This window comes from Mangrovibacter phragmitis (assembly GCF_040429585.1).
GTDB lineage: Bacteria > Pseudomonadota > Gammaproteobacteria > Enterobacterales > Enterobacteriaceae > Mangrovibacter > Mangrovibacter phragmitis.
The window spans coordinates 3,695,259-3,710,569 of the sequence record NZ_CP134782.1 but is presented as its reverse complement, the minus strand read 5'-3'; the positions used below and the strand labels follow the sequence as shown (position 1 = coordinate 3,710,569).

The following is a 15,311-nucleotide window of genomic DNA, read 5'->3' as shown; positions in this document are numbered from 1 at the left end:
TATGACTGAATCCGGCCAGCAAGAAAGCGTTTCACTTATTGTGGACGGGAAAAACTGGGATGGCTGGACTGAAATGTCCATCACCCGTTCTCTGGACGCGATAGCGGGTGAGTTTGACCTCACGGTGACAACCCAGTGGTCAGAAGCTGCTCCACGCACCATAAAAGAAGGCTTACCCTGTAAGGTCATGATTGGGACCGATATCGTTATGACCGGGTATATAGATGATTTTATTCCCAGCTATGATGCTGAGAATGTGTCATTACGGGTAACAGGTCGTGATAAGACGGGCGACCTTGTTGACAGCTCTGTCGTGCATAAATCGGGGCAGTGGAAAGGCATACGCCTTGAGCAACTGGCGACAGAAGTTGCCAAACCCTATGGTATTACTGTCATCAATGAAACGGATACCGGCGAGGCTTTTCCCAGTGTGGTACTGGAACAGGGTGAAACCGGCTTTGAATTACTTGATCGTCTTGCCCGTCAGCGTGGTGTGCTGCTGACATCGAACGAAAACGGTAATCTCGTTATTACCCGCGCTTCAACTAAACGCGCCCCAGTCGCTCTGGTACTTGGGGATAATATTCTCGCCGCCCGTGGCCGTTTCAGCTGGCGTGAACGGGCCAGTCAGTACATTGTTAAAGGCAGTTCCAGTGCGGGTGGTGCCACATGGGATGCCCAGCCAGCCAGTGTTGTTGGAGGCCGTCAGGTCAGTATTGATGACGGTGAAATAAACCGGTATCGCCCCAGAATCCTGGTCAATGAAGACAGCCTGACAGTGGGCGGCGCGAGCATTCGTGGTGACTGGTATAAAGCAAGGATGCTGGGTGAATCCAATACAACGGAAATTACCCTGTCCGGGTGGCGTGATAACGGCAATACAGGAACGCTGTGGCATACCAACCTGCTTGCTGACATCCGTGACCCTGTCCAGAATCTGAATACCACCTGGATAATCAAAAGCGTGACGTTTACTGATGGTGATAACGGACGCCTCACAGTCCTGTCACTGGTTCCGCCTGAATCTCTGGACCTTCCTGAAACAAAAGGCAAAAAAACCAAAAAGTCAAAGGTGAAAGCAACATGGGACTGAATCCAGAAAATGTTGGCCGTACCCTTAACCAGATAGCACGACGTCTGCGCCTGTTAGTTGATCGTGCTGTAGTTCGTCTGGTCACGGACAGCCTCGGGCGACAGAATCTCCAGGTTCAGTCTCTGGCTGATGCGACGAACGACGATGTTGAGCGTTTTCAGCAATACGGTCTGACTACAGTTCCACCGGCAGGCAGTGAAGCCATTGTGCTGGCCGTGGGTGGGCGTCGGGAAAGTCTGGTCGCGATTGCCGTAGAAGATAAACGCTGTCGTCCGAAAGGGCTGGAGGCAGGCGACGTCTGCCTTTATCATCAGGATGGTCAGTCAATGATTATTCTGAAGAAAGGCGGAATAATTGATGTTAGAGGGAAAACGGTTAATTACACCGCCGACGATTTATTTGAGATTACTACAGCTCAATTTAAATGTGTCGGTCCTTCTGAGTTTACTGAGGATATTACTGTTAAAAGTAAATCCTTCCTCGACCATATTCATAAGGATGGCGACAATGAAGATACAACCAAACCCTTATGACTATCGGACTGACCTGGCAAAATCTCTTATCACGCGGTGATATTACCATTCAACATGACGGCCTGGCGCTTGACGACGGGCTTGTTACTCTGGTGCTTATTTGCCTGTTTACCGATATCCGTGCTGATGCAGATGATGAAATTCCTGATGGCTCTGATGACCTGAGGGGCTGGCCGGGTGATACCTACAGCGATTACCCATGGGGTTCAAAGCTCTGGTTGCTTGAGCGCCAGAAACTGACAGAGTCAGTTCGTCAGCGCGTGGAGGACTATGCCACGTTATCCATGCAACCCTTGTTGCGTACCGGTTATGCCAGAACGGCTGAGGTGGTTGCCACAATTGCCACCAGTGACCGCATTAATTTCACTGTAACCCTGACCCGCCCGGATAAATCGGTGCTGACCATTCAACTGAATAAACGATGGGAGGCGACGCTGAATGCCATTTAATATTCCCACGCTAAAAAAAATCATTTCAGACGGGAAAAAGGATATCGTCATTGAACTCGATATTCCTGAGCTTCCGCCTGTCGGCGTTGAAAATGCCATCAATATTTCAGTAAGCAGTCAGGTTCGTGATTTATATGACCATCAGAGCTGGATTGCAGACCAGATAATTCCTTCACCAGATTCCGATGACCAGACCATTATCGATACAGCTGCTTCTGAAGGTGTCATACGTAAACAGACCTCTTTCGCAACAGGCCCGGTTGAATTTACCAGCTCTGCTGCACTTGAGCTTGATACATCAATGCAGACCACATCCGGTGTGGTTTATCACATCACTGCATCTTCTGAACCCGTTGATGGTGTGATCACTGTTCAGGTCCAGGCTGATGAAGCCGGTGTTGATGGAAACCTTTCATCCGGTGAAATATTAACGTTACTTTCCCCTGTTGCAGGCACAGAAAGCAATGGGGTTGTTGCCAGTGACGGGATAACGGGTGGTGCAGATATTGAACCCATTTCTGAGTTGCTTGACCGACTTCTTTTCCGCAAACGTAACCCGCCCGTTGGTGGCGCTGTCCATGATTATGTCAACTGGGCCAGAGAGATGGCCGGTGTCAGTCGTGCCTGGTGTTTCGATGCCTGGCATGGTTCAGGCACTGTTGGTCTGGCATGGGTCTATGATGACCGTACCGATATTACGCCAACAGCCACTGACAGAGCATCCATGGAGACGTATCTCTTCCGGCATGCTGACCCTGCCACCGGCAATTATGTTGGCAAGCCAGGCGGGATTGAGGTTTGGCCTGTTGAGCTGCAACTGAAACCCGTCGATATGAGCATTAAGCTGACGCCTGACTCAGCGGCGACACGAACGGCGGTGCTGACCAACCTGTCAACGCTCCAGAAAACGCTGTCACCCGGACAAAAGTTACCTGTTTCAGCACTCAGGACGGCTGTCGGGTCAGCCAGCGGCGTGACTGATTACACCCTTTCCATTGATGCTGATATTCCGGCAGAAACCAATGAGCTGATTACGACAGGAGATGTCACATGGCTCACGGCGTAGCGGCGTGGTTACATGCGCTTCAGCAGGTTATGCCCAGAGGTAAGGCGTGGCCGCGTGAAGCCGATTCAGATTTAACCCGTCTTTTACTGGCTCTTGCAACCCGTTTAAACCGCGTTGAAACCAATGCAGACCTGCTTCTTCCTGAAATGCGCCCGGAGACTACCCGGCAGTTACTGGATGAATGGGAGGGGTATCTTGAGCTGCCTGAATGTGAATTACCTGCCAGCACTTTCGAAGGCCGCAGACGGGCTGTCGTTGAGAAATATCATCGTAAAGGTGGACTTGCCCCCTGGCAAATAGAGGCTGTCGCGGCTGACCTGGGCTTTAACGTAAAGGTAAACGTTATTCTTCCTCACCACTGTATGCGGAGCTGTATGTATCCACTGTGGCCCAATCGTTACCGCTGGCTTTTACAGATAGAGGTTCTTGATTCAAGTGGTGGCCGGTTTACGTGTATGGATACGGTCATGACACCGTTACTCAGTGACCGCGCCCGGGAGCTTGAGTGTGTTATGACAAAGTATCGTATGGGTGGCACAGGCTATGAATTTATTTATGCAGGAGAGAACTGATGTTCCATGTCGATAATAATACGGGCGTCCCGGTTATGCCCGCCGTGTCACCACTGTACAGTGCCTTACGCCTGTTCTTCACTGAAGGGGGGAATGGTATTCCTCCCACCTATCCGGGCCCTGACTGGTTCAATACCGTTCAGTCAGAGTTACTTAATATTCTTGACCAGGCGGGAATTGACCCAGATAAGGCAGATGCGACGCAATTGCTCACGGCATTCACCAGGCTTTTTCTCAGCAGAGAGAATCCGTTTGCGGATATCAAAGCTGATGGGCCTGCAGCTGTTGCACAGGGTCTCGCAAACCTTGGTTTGGGAGATATAGCTTTAGCTGGGGTGGGCGGGGGTATGCTGTCTGGAAATGGATATATAGCTCTACCGCTAATCATTAGCGGGGTGAAGCGAACATTTATCATTCAGTGGGGTGTTACAACATCATCCTCAACAGCAACTGCTGTGGTTACATTTCAGACTACATTTCCTAACGCTATTTGTGGTGTATTAACGGGTGCACCATCAGCTTATTCATCCTATATTTCAAACTCTTCAGGAGAGTCATTAACCGGAATGAACATTAACTGCTATAGCAGTGTCGGCGGATCACCTGTGAGAGTGGTTAACCCAGTATTCTGGCTGGCATGGGGGTATTAATGACTACTTATTTTTCCGCAACTACGTTTGGTTTTTATAATGATGCATTTAAAGACACTTACGTAAAAGCAGGAACATGGCCTGCAGATGCAAAAGAAGTCTCAGAGGAAGAGTTATCAACGTATACCTCAACACCTGCAGATGGAAAGCAACTGGGGGCAGATACATCAGGTTCGCCAGCATGGGTTGATACCCCGCCGCTCAGTGAAGCAGAGCTGATTGCAGCGGCAAAATCTGAGAAAAATAATAAAACTGATGATGCTAACGGCTACATTAATAGTATGCAGTGGCCTTCAAAGTTAGCCCTTGGGCGTCTGAGTGACAGTGATAAAGCGCTGTTTAATGAATGGCTGGACTATCTTGATGCACTGAATGCCGTAGACACTTCAACTGCACCAGATATTACCTGGCCGACAGAGCCAGGTTCATCCAGTTAACTTGAAGACTCAGGGGCGTCAGGCCAGACAAAGACAACATAGCTGGCTTCATCTGTTATTGAGCTGAAGTCCAGCGCCTGGAGTTCTTTGATATAGGAAATCCAGGCTGTTAGTGTTGCCTTGTCTGCGTCACTGATGATGCCAAGCAGTAGCTCAGACTGCCATACGGATATGGTGTTTTTCGCTGCGGTCAGTAACGATGTCTGCTTTATCTTAGCCTGAGCAATAAGCTCACTGGCAGTGGGGGCTGGAAGGTCGGTCCACACAGGCATTCCATCGCTGCCAACATCCAGCTTTTTACCCACCGGTGCCTGAGCGTTGTATGTGTCCCTCACATTGTCATCAACCTCAATCACATCATCAGGAAGTGTACCCGCACTGATGTAAGCCTGTTTATCAGCTGCGGGATAAAAGCCCAGTGTTGTTTTGGAAAAGAGATACATATTAATATCCTATCGTTATTACAGCGACACTCATTGGGTTATTGCAGTAAAGCTGCCGGCTGATCTGAGAGACATTTCCACCATTCACTAAAGCCGTACCAGAGCCGCCCGGTAATACTGCATCGGCAAGAAAAGTATTTGGAAACGGGATTGGGAAATTTACAGTGATGGCCCCAGCCTGTGTTGCTATCGCTGTGTACCACTGCATAATCAGCTCCTTTCTCTCACCATCAATTATCCCAGGAAATTTCCAGTATCCATTGCTGCTCTGACCTCCCAATAATCCCGTCCCCACCCCTGCCAGGGCGATATCTCCCAAACCAAGGTTTAAGAGAATGACCGTTCGCCCGCTATTTGGCATGCTTTCGGCTTTTGCCGGGAGAAATACTTGTGCTGATAGGCTATGTGAGGGTGTCAACAAATGACCAGAACACTGCATTACAACGAAATGCGCTTGAGTGTGCAGGATGTGAGCTAATTTTTGAGGATAAAATCAGCGGGAAGACATCAGACCGCCCCGGATTAAAAAAGCTTCTCAGGATGCTTTCAGACGGCGATACGCTGGTTGTGTGGAAACTGGACAGGCTTGGGCGCAGCATGCGTCATCTTGTCGTACTGGTTGAAGATCTAAAAATAAGAGGGATAAATTTTCGTAGCCTTACTGACAGCATTGATACCAGTACACCCATGGGGCGCTTTTTCTTCCACGTAATGGGAGCACTTGCAGAAATGGAACGTGAGTTAATAGTAGAGCGAACCAGAGCTGGTCTTGAGGCAGCTCGTGCAGAAGGGAGAATTGGAGGTCGGAAGCCTAAGTTTACTATAGAGCAATGGGCACAAATGGGCAGGCTTATTGCTGCTGGTGAGTCCTATCAGCGTGTGGCGCTAATCTTTGATGCTGGTTTATCGACCCTGTATAAAAGGTTTCCAGTCTGCTCTAAGCTTTGACATTTAAAGTTGGATCACATGTTGTGATCCAAAGTTGTTTGACAAAAATTCGCGATTTATGTGCCGCGCACAAAGGGGAAACTCTGGGTGTGGTGGGGGAGTCCGGTTGCGGCAAATCCACCACGGCACGGTTATTAATGCAGTTACTCACCCAGGATAAAGGCGAACTGGTATTTGACGGGCAGAGTGTTGGCTCTGCTGCGCTGTCCATGAAAGCTTACCGCCGCCAGGTGCAGATGGTGTTTCAGGACAGTTACGCTTCGCTCAACCCCCGTATGACCATGGAAGAGAGCATTGCGTTTGGGCAGCGGGTACATGGTGTTTCTGCTCGTGAAGCCCGGGAGTACGCACATTATTTGCTGGCGCATGTTGGGCTGGATCCGGCTCGCTTTGCCGGGCGTTATCCTCATGAGTTATCTGGTGGCCAGCGCCAGCGTGTGAACATTGCCCGTGCTCTTGCCATGAAACCCCGCATGGTGATTCTGGATGAAGCTGTGTCCGCGCTGGATAAATCAGTGGAAGCTCAGGTGCTGACACTATTGCAGGATTTAAAACGCACCCTGGATTTGACCTATGTGTTTATCAGCCATGACTTACATGTTGTTCGCTGGCTATCTGACCGTATTCTGGTGATGTACCTGGGCGAGGTGGTGGAAGTGGGGCCTGCTGAAGCTCTGTTTACCGGTGCGGCGCACCCTTATACCCAGGCGCTGCTGAGCTCTATGCCATCGATGGACCCAAATCACAGAACCCTGGCTTCACCTTTGTCGGGGGATCCCCCCAGCCCCATTTCACCGCCGACGGGTTGCCGGTTTCATACCCGTTGCCCGCAGGCGAAACCGGTTTGCCAACAAGTGAAACCTCAGTTGAGTGCAGTGAGTGAAGGGCATCAGGCCGCCTGCCTGATGGCTCAGCCTGGTTCACCCTGGTACGTCGAAACTCCGGTTCGGGAGGTGTACAGTGCCGCATGATGCTTTTGTTGAAGTGAATGACTTACATGTCACCTTTACCCGCGGCGGGCAGACCATTCAGGCCGTAAATGGTGTCTCTTTTGATGTGCAAAAGGGCGAGGTGATGGCGCTGATTGGTGAGTCTGGCTCGGGAAAAAGCGTTACCTTACGCGCACTGATGCGCCTGCATCCACCAGACAGCACACGCATAACCGGCAAGATTCATGTTGGGGGGGAAGATGTTTTGGCTATGTCTTCGGCGGCACTGCGCCAGTTTCGTGGTGCCCAAACCGCGATGATTTTCCAGGAGCCTCTGTTGGCCTTCGACCCGGTGTATACCGTGGGGCAGCAAATTATTGAGGGGCTGCGCCGCCACGAAGGGTTGTCACGCGCAGAGGCCAGGAAAAGGGCGCTGTCTGCTTTGCAGCAGGTGAAGATCCCCAGCCCGGAAAGCCGCCTTGATGCCTGGCCCCATGAGATGTCTGGCGGTATGCGCCAGCGCGCCATGATTGCACTGGCTCTGTCCTGTAACCCAGACCTGTTACTGGCAGATGAACCAACTACGGCACTGGATGCCACGGTACAGATTCAGATCCTGATTTTGTTGCGCGAGCTGCAAAAGGCGAAAGGGCTGTCGATTATTTTTGTCACCCATGACATGGGCGCGGCAGTAGAAATTGCTGACCGTGTTGCCGTGATGTATGCCGGGCACATTGTTGAGGAAGCATCGCTGGCGGAAATCCTCGCACATCCCCGACACCCGTATACCCAGGTGTTGCTTGGCAGCCGCCCACGCGCTGGCCTGAAAAAAGGCGATGCATTGTATTGCATCCCTGGCGCTCCACCTGATTTAGCGCATTTACCTGAAGGGTGCGCATTCGCCAGCCGTTGTCCTCATGCCAGTGCCACCTGTTCGCAAACGGTGCCGGAAACTGAATATGTCGCGCAACGCCATCGGGTCAGTTGCCACCGCTGGCGCTCACTGGAGCAAGAGGCCGTAACAGAAGCAGCAACCCAGTTGGCCTGAACCTGACGAACAAGGCGATGACGACATGTTGGGAAAAGTATCCGTGTTTTTATGCCTTACCCGTTTTCCCGGTTAAAGCAGTACCTGTTGGTACGTTTGCAGGGTTAACTTTTGCGCTCAACAGCCTGCGAAGTCTGTTGCCCTTTATTGATGCAGCCTGTTCTGTCTGGGATGGGGTGCACCAAATTAGTGCCTGATTGCCTGATTGCCTGATTGCCTGATATTGATGGTGCGTATATCGTCTTGCGGGTTATTGAGGGGTAGGGCACCTGGCTGGCGCAGGAGGGAGCAGTTGCTTGTGAAGAGCTGTTCCCTGGCTCTTATATAGCTGCCCGTTTTGCCAGGGGGAAACGGGGCACTGACAACCCGGTCTGTGAAGCTACATAATGATGATGTGTACTTGTTGCCGTTCATAGCTGCGCGAGTTGTTCGCGCAGTACTTCCACTCCGGGGGCAATTTTTTCCGGTGAAATGGCGTGAAAACCCATACGGAAAAAGGTTTCTGGTGGGTTGGCATCCAGAAAATGCCGGGCACCGGGCTCAATTAATACACCTGCGTGAGCCGCGCGCCAGGTGAGTTGCTGGGTATTAATACCGCCGGGGGTTTTTAGCCAGAAGGCGTTAGCATGCTCACTCCCGGGAATAGGGCGGCATTCCGGCAACCAGGTTTCCAGCGACCTGTTCAGTAACTCCCAACGGCGTGCAGAGTCTTCATGGTAACGGCGCAGATGTGTTTCGTAATACCCTTGTGCCAGGAAATGCGCCATCTGGTACTGGATATTGGTTGGCGCATGGCGAACCACCAGGCGGCGTAGTGCCCGGGCTTCATCAATCAATTCAGGGTCGGCCACCATAAATCCCAGGCGTAATCCCGGCGAAAGCGCTTTGGACAGGCTGCTGACATAAACCACGCGGCCATGTTTATCGCTGGCTTTCAGAGCGGGCGGTGGGTTGAGCGTGAAATTACTTTCTGAATCGTAATCATCTTCGATAATTACCGCGTCATGGCGAGTCACATGCTCAAGCAATGCCTTGCGGCGCTGGCTACTCAGTGTCACACCTGTCGGCACCTGGTGCCCGGGGGTGACATAGTAATAATCACACGGCGGCTGGTTCAGGGTAATGCCTTCTTCATCAACATCGTGGGGAATTATCTGCGCATCACCCAGCAAAAACGTGTTGATAGCTTCACGGTAACCCGGGTTTTCCACTGCCACGCGGGTTGACGAAGACATCAACAAACGGGTCAGTAAATAGAGCGCGTTTTGCGAGCCAATGGTTATCAGAATTTCATCCGGCGCCGCCAGTATTCCGCGTTTTGGCAGTACTCTGGTGCGAATCTGCTCAATCAGCATGGGGACATCCTGATCGATATGATCGATTATCCAGCGCTGGTCTGCCACTCCACTGTTGAGCCAGCGTGAAGCTGCCCGCCACTGACTTAGCGGGAACTGGGCGGTGTTAGGCTGCCCGTAGATAAACGGGTAGCGATAGTGCATCCAGCCTGAGGGTTTCATAATGGATTCTTGCTGGCTGGGGGCGACTTTAAACCGGTTGCTCCAAAGTGGTGCGGTGTTATCGGCGGGAAGTGCAGTCTCTGTGGTTTTGTACTGGCATGACTGGTAATCCGGGTGCAGAAAATAACCACTGCGTGGACGGCTAATCAGGTAACCATCGTTCACCAGTCCTTCAAAAACCAGGGCTGTGGTATTGCGTGACACCTGGAGCTGGCTGGCAAGCTGGCGGCAGGAAGGCAGAGGCTGGTCGGCCGGAAAAATACCGCTCAAAATAGCGTTAACCAGTGTCTCTCTGACTTGTTCCTGCAACCCACGTGACCGGTCAAATTCTATGTGCAGATAATGACGATTCATCGTGATGGTCCTCCGGTGGCTTAACAGGTAACTACATAAGCAATCTTCGTACCATATTCTGCTTATCTGACACATCGGCAGAGTGAAACTGTCACTGTTCAGGTGGCAAACAACCTTCCTAGAGTAAAACGCAACCCGGTGTGAATATTCTTAACGGGATATTTCTTTTCCGGCACATATTTTGCTTCGTATTCGGGTAACGCTTTCCCGTAATGCATCTGGTTTCAGAAAATAAAAGGTGGCGCTATGAAGAGTAAGTTGGGCATTTTGACTTTATCCGCAGTGCTGGCAATGGCATTTAGCTGGCAGGTGGCTGCTCGTGATTTACCGGAAATTGAAAAAGCAGGCGCATTGAAAGTGGTGACAGAAGACGACTATGCGCCGTTTAACTTTATCAAAGATGGTAAAGCGGAAGGTTTTAACAAGGATATGCTGGATGAATTACGTAAATACGCAAAATTCCATGTAGACCAAAGTATTTTACCCTGGACTGGCTTATTGGCGTCTGTTTCTACCGGGCAGTATGATATGGCTCTGACAGGGGCTGTTGTTACGGATGAGCGCCTGAATGTTTTTAATTTCACACCACCGTTTGCTTCTGCACAGCATTATTTTGTGAAGCGCGCAGGGGATACTTCACTGAATACCATTAAAGATTTGTCCGGCAAAAAAGTGGGTGTTCAGGCGGGTAGCGCGTTATTAGCACGTTTGCCAGAGCTGAAAGCCATGCTGGAGAAACAGGGTGGTGAACTGGGCCCGGTTGTTCAATATCAGTCCTATCCGGAAGCGTATGCAGATTTGGCCAACAAACGCCTGGATTATGTGATTAACGTGGTTATTTCTGTAAACGATTTGGTTAAAGAAAAACCCAAAGTTTTTGCCAAAGGCCTGGCGGTTTCTGGACCGGGTTATATGGCCTGGCCAATCTCAAAAAATTCACCAGAACTGATGAAATATATGACCAAATTCATGGATCACATGCGTGAAACCGGTCGTCTGGCTGAATTGCAGAAAAAATGGTTTGGTGAAACCTACCCGAATCTGCCAACGGTACCAATCACCAGTGCTGAACAGTTCCATAAATTAGCAGGTCTGTAATAAATGGGCGCAGCCTGCAGGCTGCGCCTTGTTTTGGTATCAAGGAGCGTTAAATGGACGCGATATCTTGGCAGTTATTATTTGAAGGCGCCTGGGCGACGTTGTGGATTTCCGGCATCGCTATCCTGTTCGGGGTGTCGATTGGTCTGGTCATCGCGTTTATTCGAATGATGAAGATCCCCGTTGTGGACACTATCCTGGTGCTGTACATCAGCCTGGCGCGTGCCACACCGTTGGTGACATTAGTCTTGTTTTTGTTTCTTTCATTACCGGCGGTTGGTATTAACCTTGATAAAAGTATTGCCGCCATTGTGGCACTGACACTGAATACTTCCGCATTCAATGCAGAGATCTGGCGTAATGCCTTTACCCATTTTCCCAAAGAGCAAAAAGAAGCTGCTGAAGCGGTAGGAATGCAACGCTGGACTTATTTCCGTTATATCATGTTGCCACAGATGTGGATTGAAAGCCTGCCAGCATTGGTAAATGAAATGTCTTTTTTAATTAAGGGCAGCCCGGCGATTGCTGTTATCGGTGTGGTGGATTTAACCCGGGTAACAAACCGTATTTCTGCAGTAACTTATGAGCCGTTATCACCTATCCTGGCGGCGGGTTTACTGTATATAGTAATTATTGGCGTACTGCTTAAATTACAAAATTTAGCAGAACGTAAAGCGAAACGCCTGGCGCGGTAAAGCAGAGTATTTGGAGACGCTATGAACCAATGGGCGATAGTCTGGTCAGCACGAGATTTGTTTCTGCAGGGGTTTATTTCGACCCTTGAATTGTTCGTTATTACTGCGATTGCGGGAATTATCATCGGTACTACAGTGTTGTACTTAACCGAGCTGCAATCAAAAGTGCTGAATAACATTATTCACTATTTTGTAAGCCTGATGCGGGCAGTGCCTTTTCTGATTCTGGCTTATTTACTTTATTACGGTTTGCCTGAGATTGGCATTAGGGAAGGTGCGAACAAGTCCCTGATATGAGATCATGTTTGTCATCTGGAGCCATGGAACAGGGTTCATCATGAGTCATCAACTTACCTTCGCCGACAGTGAATTCAGCAGTAAGCGCCGTCAGACCAGAAAAGAGATTTTCTTGTCCCGCATGGAGCAGATTCTGCCATGGCAAAACATGGTGGAAGTCATCGAGCCGTTTTACCCCAAGGCTGGTAATGGCCGGCGACCTTATCCGCTGGAAACCATGCTACGCATTCACTGCATGCAGCATTGGTACAACCTGAGCGATGGCGCGATGGAAGATGCTCTGTACGAAATCGCCTCCATGCGTCTGTTTGCCCGGTTATCCCTGGATAGCGCCCTGCCGGACCGCACCACCATCATGAATTTCCGCCACCTGCTGGAGCAGCATCAACTGGCCCGCCAATTGTTCAAGACCATCAATCGCTGGCTGGCCGAAGCAGGCGTCATGATGACTCAAGGCACCTTGGTCGATGCCACCATCATTGAGGCACCCAGCTCGACCAAGAACAAAGAGCAGCAACGCGATCCGGAGATGCATCAGACCAAGAAAGGCAATCAGTGGCACTTTGGCATGAAGGCCCACATTGGTGTCGATGCCAAGAGTGGCCTGACCCACAGCCTGGTCACCACCGCGGCCAACGAGCATGACCTCAATCAGCTGGGTAATCTGCTGCATGGAGAGGAGCAATTTGTCTCAGCCGATGCCGGCTACCAAGGGGCGCCACAGCGCGAGGAGCTGGCCGAGGTGGATGTGGACTGGCTGATCGCCGAGCGCCCCGGCAAGGTAAGAACCTTGAAACAGCATCCACGCAAGAACAAAACGGCCATCAACATCGAATACATGAAAGCCAGCATCCGGGCCAAGGTGGAGCACCCATTTCGCATCATCAAGCGACAGTTCGGCTTCGTGAAAGCCAGATACAAGGGGTTGCTGAAAAACGATAACCAACTGGCGATGTTATTCACGCTGGCCAACCTGTTTCGGGCGGACCAAATGATACGTCAGTGGGAGAGATCTCACTAAAAACTGGGGATAACGCCTTAAATGGCGAAGAAACGGTCTAAATAGGCTGATTCAAGGCATTTACGGGAGAAAAAATCGGCTCAAACATGAAGAAATGAAATGACTGAGTCAGCCGAGAAGAATTTCCCCACTTATTCGCACCTTCCTTAGTATGGAAGCCTGGACAGCTGGTCTGGTTTCACTGATTATTTATCACAGTGCATATTTTTATGAAATATTACGTAGCCAGCGGCGGATTTTTTCTACTGGCTATATTGAAGCAGCAACAGCACAAGGTTTTTCCCGTTATAAAACCTTTACCCGGATTATTACACCGAATATTTTTTCCGGTGCGCTGCCACTGATGGGTAACCAGTTGATTATCTGCCTGAAAGATACAGCTTTCTTGTGCATTATTACTGTTCAGGAAATTACTGCTGCAGCAAACAGTGTCCAGGCGACTTATTTCATTCCATTTAATGCATTTATTGTTGCCATTGGCCTGTACTGGGGTGTCAGTGTGCTGCTTGAGTTATTGATTAAACGCCTGAATAGCTATGGCGCGAAACGAGGAATTACCCATGCCTGAGAATGCGGCAGTTAGTATTAAAAATGTCTCGAAGCAATTCGATAATGTGGAAGTGTTACGTGATATCAACCTGGATGTACAAAAGGGGGAAGTCATCAGCATTCTGGGGTCATCCGGTTCGGGTAAATCGACGTTGCTGCGTTGCATGAACTGGCTGGAACAGCCTGATCGCGGCGAAATTCGTATTTCTGGTAGCCGTATCGGCGTGGATGACAGTGGCAAACATATGTCTCACCGTGAGCTGTCAAAAGTGCGTGAACGTGTGGGTATGGTGTTCCAGAGTTTTAATTTGTGGCCGCACCTGACGGTGCTGCAAAACGTGACAGAAGCGTTATTGCACGTCAAGGGCCTCAAACGTGCGGAAGCCAACCAGATTGCCCATAAACAACTGGAAAAAGTGGGTATGAACCACAAGGCCGACAGTTACCCCATTACGTTATCCGGTGGGCAGAAGCAGCGTGTGGCAATTGCCCGCTCGTTAGCTATGTCACCGGAAGTGATTCTGTTTGATGAACCGACTTCGGCGCTGGATCCTGAACTGGTTGGCGAAGTGCTGGCAGTAATGAAAGCACTGGCAGCGGAAGGTTACACCATGGTGGTGGTGACTCACGAGATGGACTTTGCCCGCCAGGTGTCAGACCAGGTGGTATTTTTGGAAAAAGGCGTGTTAATTGAGAAAGCCGCACCCGAAAAATTCTTTACTAATCCTGATTCTGAACGTGTGCAGCGCTTTTTGGCGACCACGCGCTGAGATGTATGTTATTCCCATGTAGCCGGCAATAACGGCCCACAGAAACGGTGGGCCGTTATTTTGTTAATCCCGGTCGATAGCAAACGGGTTCCACGCCTGGCGAACCGGCATCACCTCAATACGGTTGATATTCATGTGATCCGGCAAGGTGGCGATGTAATACATCTGCTCTGCAATATCCTGCGCACTGAGCGGGGTGGTACCGCGGTAGAGGCTATCTGATGCCGCCTGGTCTCCCTTGGTACGCACCAGCGTGAATTCTGTTTCCGCAATGCCTGGTGCGAGGTCGGTGACACGTACTCCGGTTCCCAGCAAATCGCAACGCAGGTTATAGCTGAACTGTTTTACAAACGCTTTGGTTGCGCCATATACATGGCTACCCGGATACGGCCACTGGCCTGCGATAGAGCCAATATTAATAATACTGGCTCCAGCACCGTGTTTAATCAGTGTTGGCAGCAATGCATGCGTGACGCTCACCAGCCCTTTCACATTGGTATCAATCATGGTTTGCCAGTCTTCCAGGTCAACTTTCTGAGATGGCATGGGTGAGAGCGCCAGCCCGGCGTTATTAATGAGTGCTTTCACATCGGCAAATTCTTCAGGCAGGCTGGCTACCGCAGTTTTTACTGCATCTGAATCGCGCACATCCAGCTCAATAATATGAACGGGTACTTTTCCCGCAAGGGCATCTTTTAATGCTTCAAGCCGGGAGAAACGGCGTCCGCTGAGCACCAGTGACCAGCCATGTTCTGCAAAATAATGGGCAGCTGCTTCACCAAAACCTGATGTTGCACCAGTAATAAAGGCAACCTGCTTTTCGGACATGTTCCACTCCTTTA

At 50.4% G+C, this 15,311-nt stretch carries 17 protein-coding genes and 3 pseudogenes; 16 read left to right on the top strand and 4 right to left on the bottom strand.

Annotated features, from left to right (window positions below; genetic code table 11):
* Position 1: 1 nt before the first annotated feature.
* The 7 genes from MPHASIOC01_RS17910 to MPHASIOC01_RS17880 are packed head-to-tail and all read left to right on the top strand — an operon-like array spanning position 2 to position 4,800.
* Positions 2-1,093: a phage baseplate assembly protein gene (locus tag MPHASIOC01_RS17910; RefSeq protein WP_036108941.1), complete on the top strand. Its 1,092-nt coding sequence runs from the start codon at positions 2-4 to the stop codon at positions 1,091-1,093.
* Positions 1,084-1,626, top strand: coding sequence for a phage baseplate assembly protein V (locus MPHASIOC01_RS17905; protein ID WP_036108938.1), 543 nt, complete (start codon positions 1,084-1,086; stop codon positions 1,624-1,626). Before MPHASIOC01_RS17910 ends, MPHASIOC01_RS17905 begins: the two co-directional genes overlap by 10 nt.
* A complete protein-coding gene (locus tag MPHASIOC01_RS17900; RefSeq protein WP_036108935.1) occupies positions 1,623-2,075 on the top strand; it encodes a phage GP46 family protein in 453 nt (150 codons plus the stop codon). The genes MPHASIOC01_RS17905 and MPHASIOC01_RS17900 overlap by 4 nt, the downstream gene beginning before the upstream one ends.
* A complete protein-coding gene (locus MPHASIOC01_RS17895) occupies positions 2,065-3,141 on the top strand; it encodes a baseplate J/gp47 family protein (RefSeq protein WP_353613016.1) in 1,077 nt (358 codons plus the stop codon). The genes MPHASIOC01_RS17900 and MPHASIOC01_RS17895 overlap by 11 nt, the downstream gene beginning before the upstream one ends.
* Positions 3,126-3,713 carry a putative phage tail protein gene (locus tag MPHASIOC01_RS17890; protein ID WP_353613015.1) on the top strand — a complete coding sequence of 196 codons (588 nt, stop codon included), beginning with the start codon at positions 3,126-3,128 and terminating at the stop codon, positions 3,711-3,713. The genes MPHASIOC01_RS17895 and MPHASIOC01_RS17890 overlap by 16 nt, the downstream gene beginning before the upstream one ends.
* Entirely contained in the window at positions 3,713-4,363 is a 651-nt protein-coding gene (locus MPHASIOC01_RS17885; protein WP_353613014.1) for a hypothetical protein, read from the top strand. The genes MPHASIOC01_RS17890 and MPHASIOC01_RS17885 overlap by 1 nt, the downstream gene beginning before the upstream one ends.
* A complete protein-coding gene (locus MPHASIOC01_RS17880) occupies positions 4,363-4,800 on the top strand; it encodes a tail fiber assembly protein (protein ID WP_353613013.1) in 438 nt (145 codons plus the stop codon). Before MPHASIOC01_RS17885 ends, MPHASIOC01_RS17880 begins: the two co-directional genes overlap by 1 nt.
* Here the strand turns inward: MPHASIOC01_RS17880 and MPHASIOC01_RS17875 are convergent.
* Entirely contained in the window at positions 4,797-5,243 is a 447-nt protein-coding gene (locus tag MPHASIOC01_RS17875; protein ID WP_353613012.1) for a tail fiber assembly protein, read from the bottom strand. The genes MPHASIOC01_RS17880 and MPHASIOC01_RS17875 overlap by 4 nt on opposite strands.
* Position 5,244: 1 nt before the next feature.
* Entirely contained in the window at positions 5,245-5,604 is a 360-nt protein-coding gene (locus MPHASIOC01_RS17870) for a hypothetical protein (RefSeq protein WP_353613011.1), read from the bottom strand.
* A 29-nt stretch (positions 5,605-5,633) separates the two neighbouring features.
* Here MPHASIOC01_RS17870 and MPHASIOC01_RS17865 point away from each other — a divergent pair, with 29 nt between their 5' ends.
* From MPHASIOC01_RS17865 to MPHASIOC01_RS17855, 3 genes and pseudogenes are all read left to right on the top strand, one after another.
* Positions 5,634-6,191: a recombinase family protein gene (locus MPHASIOC01_RS17865; RefSeq protein ID WP_353613010.1), complete on the top strand. Its 558-nt coding sequence runs from the start codon at positions 5,634-5,636 to the stop codon at positions 6,189-6,191.
* Between the two features lie 71 nt (positions 6,192-6,262).
* Positions 6,263-7,162: pseudogene (locus MPHASIOC01_RS17860) on the top strand (ABC transporter ATP-binding protein); the annotation flags it as partial.
* Positions 7,152-8,168 (top strand): ABC transporter ATP-binding protein, encoded by a 1,017-nt coding sequence (locus MPHASIOC01_RS17855; RefSeq protein WP_353613008.1) that lies wholly within the window; start codon positions 7,152-7,154, stop codon positions 8,166-8,168. The pseudogene MPHASIOC01_RS17860 and the gene MPHASIOC01_RS17855, both read left to right, overlap by 11 nt.
* Before the next feature lie 410 nt (positions 8,169-8,578).
* Here MPHASIOC01_RS17855 and MPHASIOC01_RS17850 read toward each other — a convergent pair whose 3' ends face one another.
* Positions 8,579-10,039: a PLP-dependent aminotransferase family protein gene (locus MPHASIOC01_RS17850; RefSeq protein ID WP_064600481.1), complete on the bottom strand. Its 1,461-nt coding sequence runs from the start codon at positions 10,037-10,039 to the stop codon at positions 8,579-8,581.
* Between the two features lie 246 nt (positions 10,040-10,285).
* On the opposite strand from MPHASIOC01_RS17850, the gene MPHASIOC01_RS17845 reads away from it, so the two are divergent.
* The 6 genes and pseudogenes from MPHASIOC01_RS17845 (at position 10,286) to MPHASIOC01_RS17820 (ending at position 14,469) form a co-directional block, all read left to right on the top strand.
* Positions 10,286-11,137, top strand: a complete 852-nt coding sequence (locus MPHASIOC01_RS17845) for a transporter substrate-binding domain-containing protein (protein ID WP_064600480.1) — start codon at positions 10,286-10,288, stop codon at positions 11,135-11,137.
* 53 nt (positions 11,138-11,190) lie between these two features.
* A complete protein-coding gene (locus MPHASIOC01_RS17840) occupies positions 11,191-11,832 on the top strand; it encodes an amino acid ABC transporter permease (protein WP_064600478.1) in 642 nt (213 codons plus the stop codon).
* A gap of 21 nt (positions 11,833-11,853) precedes the next feature.
* Positions 11,854-12,099: pseudogene (locus MPHASIOC01_RS17835) on the top strand (ABC transporter permease subunit); the annotation flags it as partial.
* Between the two features lie 70 nt (positions 12,100-12,169).
* On the top strand, positions 12,170-13,150 hold the full coding sequence (locus tag MPHASIOC01_RS17830; RefSeq protein WP_000019402.1) for an IS5-like element IS5 family transposase: 981 nt from the start codon (positions 12,170-12,172) through the stop codon (positions 13,148-13,150).
* A gap of 145 nt (positions 13,151-13,295) precedes the next feature.
* A pseudogene (locus MPHASIOC01_RS17825) lies at positions 13,296-13,718 on the top strand (ABC transporter permease subunit); the annotation flags it as partial.
* Positions 13,711-14,469 carry an amino acid ABC transporter ATP-binding protein gene (locus MPHASIOC01_RS17820; protein WP_064600475.1) on the top strand — a complete coding sequence of 253 codons (759 nt, stop codon included), beginning with the start codon at positions 13,711-13,713 and terminating at the stop codon, positions 14,467-14,469. The pseudogene MPHASIOC01_RS17825 and the gene MPHASIOC01_RS17820, both read left to right, overlap by 8 nt.
* Before the next feature lie 63 nt (positions 14,470-14,532).
* On the opposite strand, the gene MPHASIOC01_RS17815 is transcribed toward MPHASIOC01_RS17820, so the two are convergent.
* Complete coding sequence (locus MPHASIOC01_RS17815) at positions 14,533-15,297, bottom strand: SDR family NAD(P)-dependent oxidoreductase (RefSeq protein WP_353613007.1); 765 nt, start codon at positions 15,295-15,297, stop codon at positions 14,533-14,535.
* Positions 15,298-15,311: the final 14 nt, after the last annotated feature.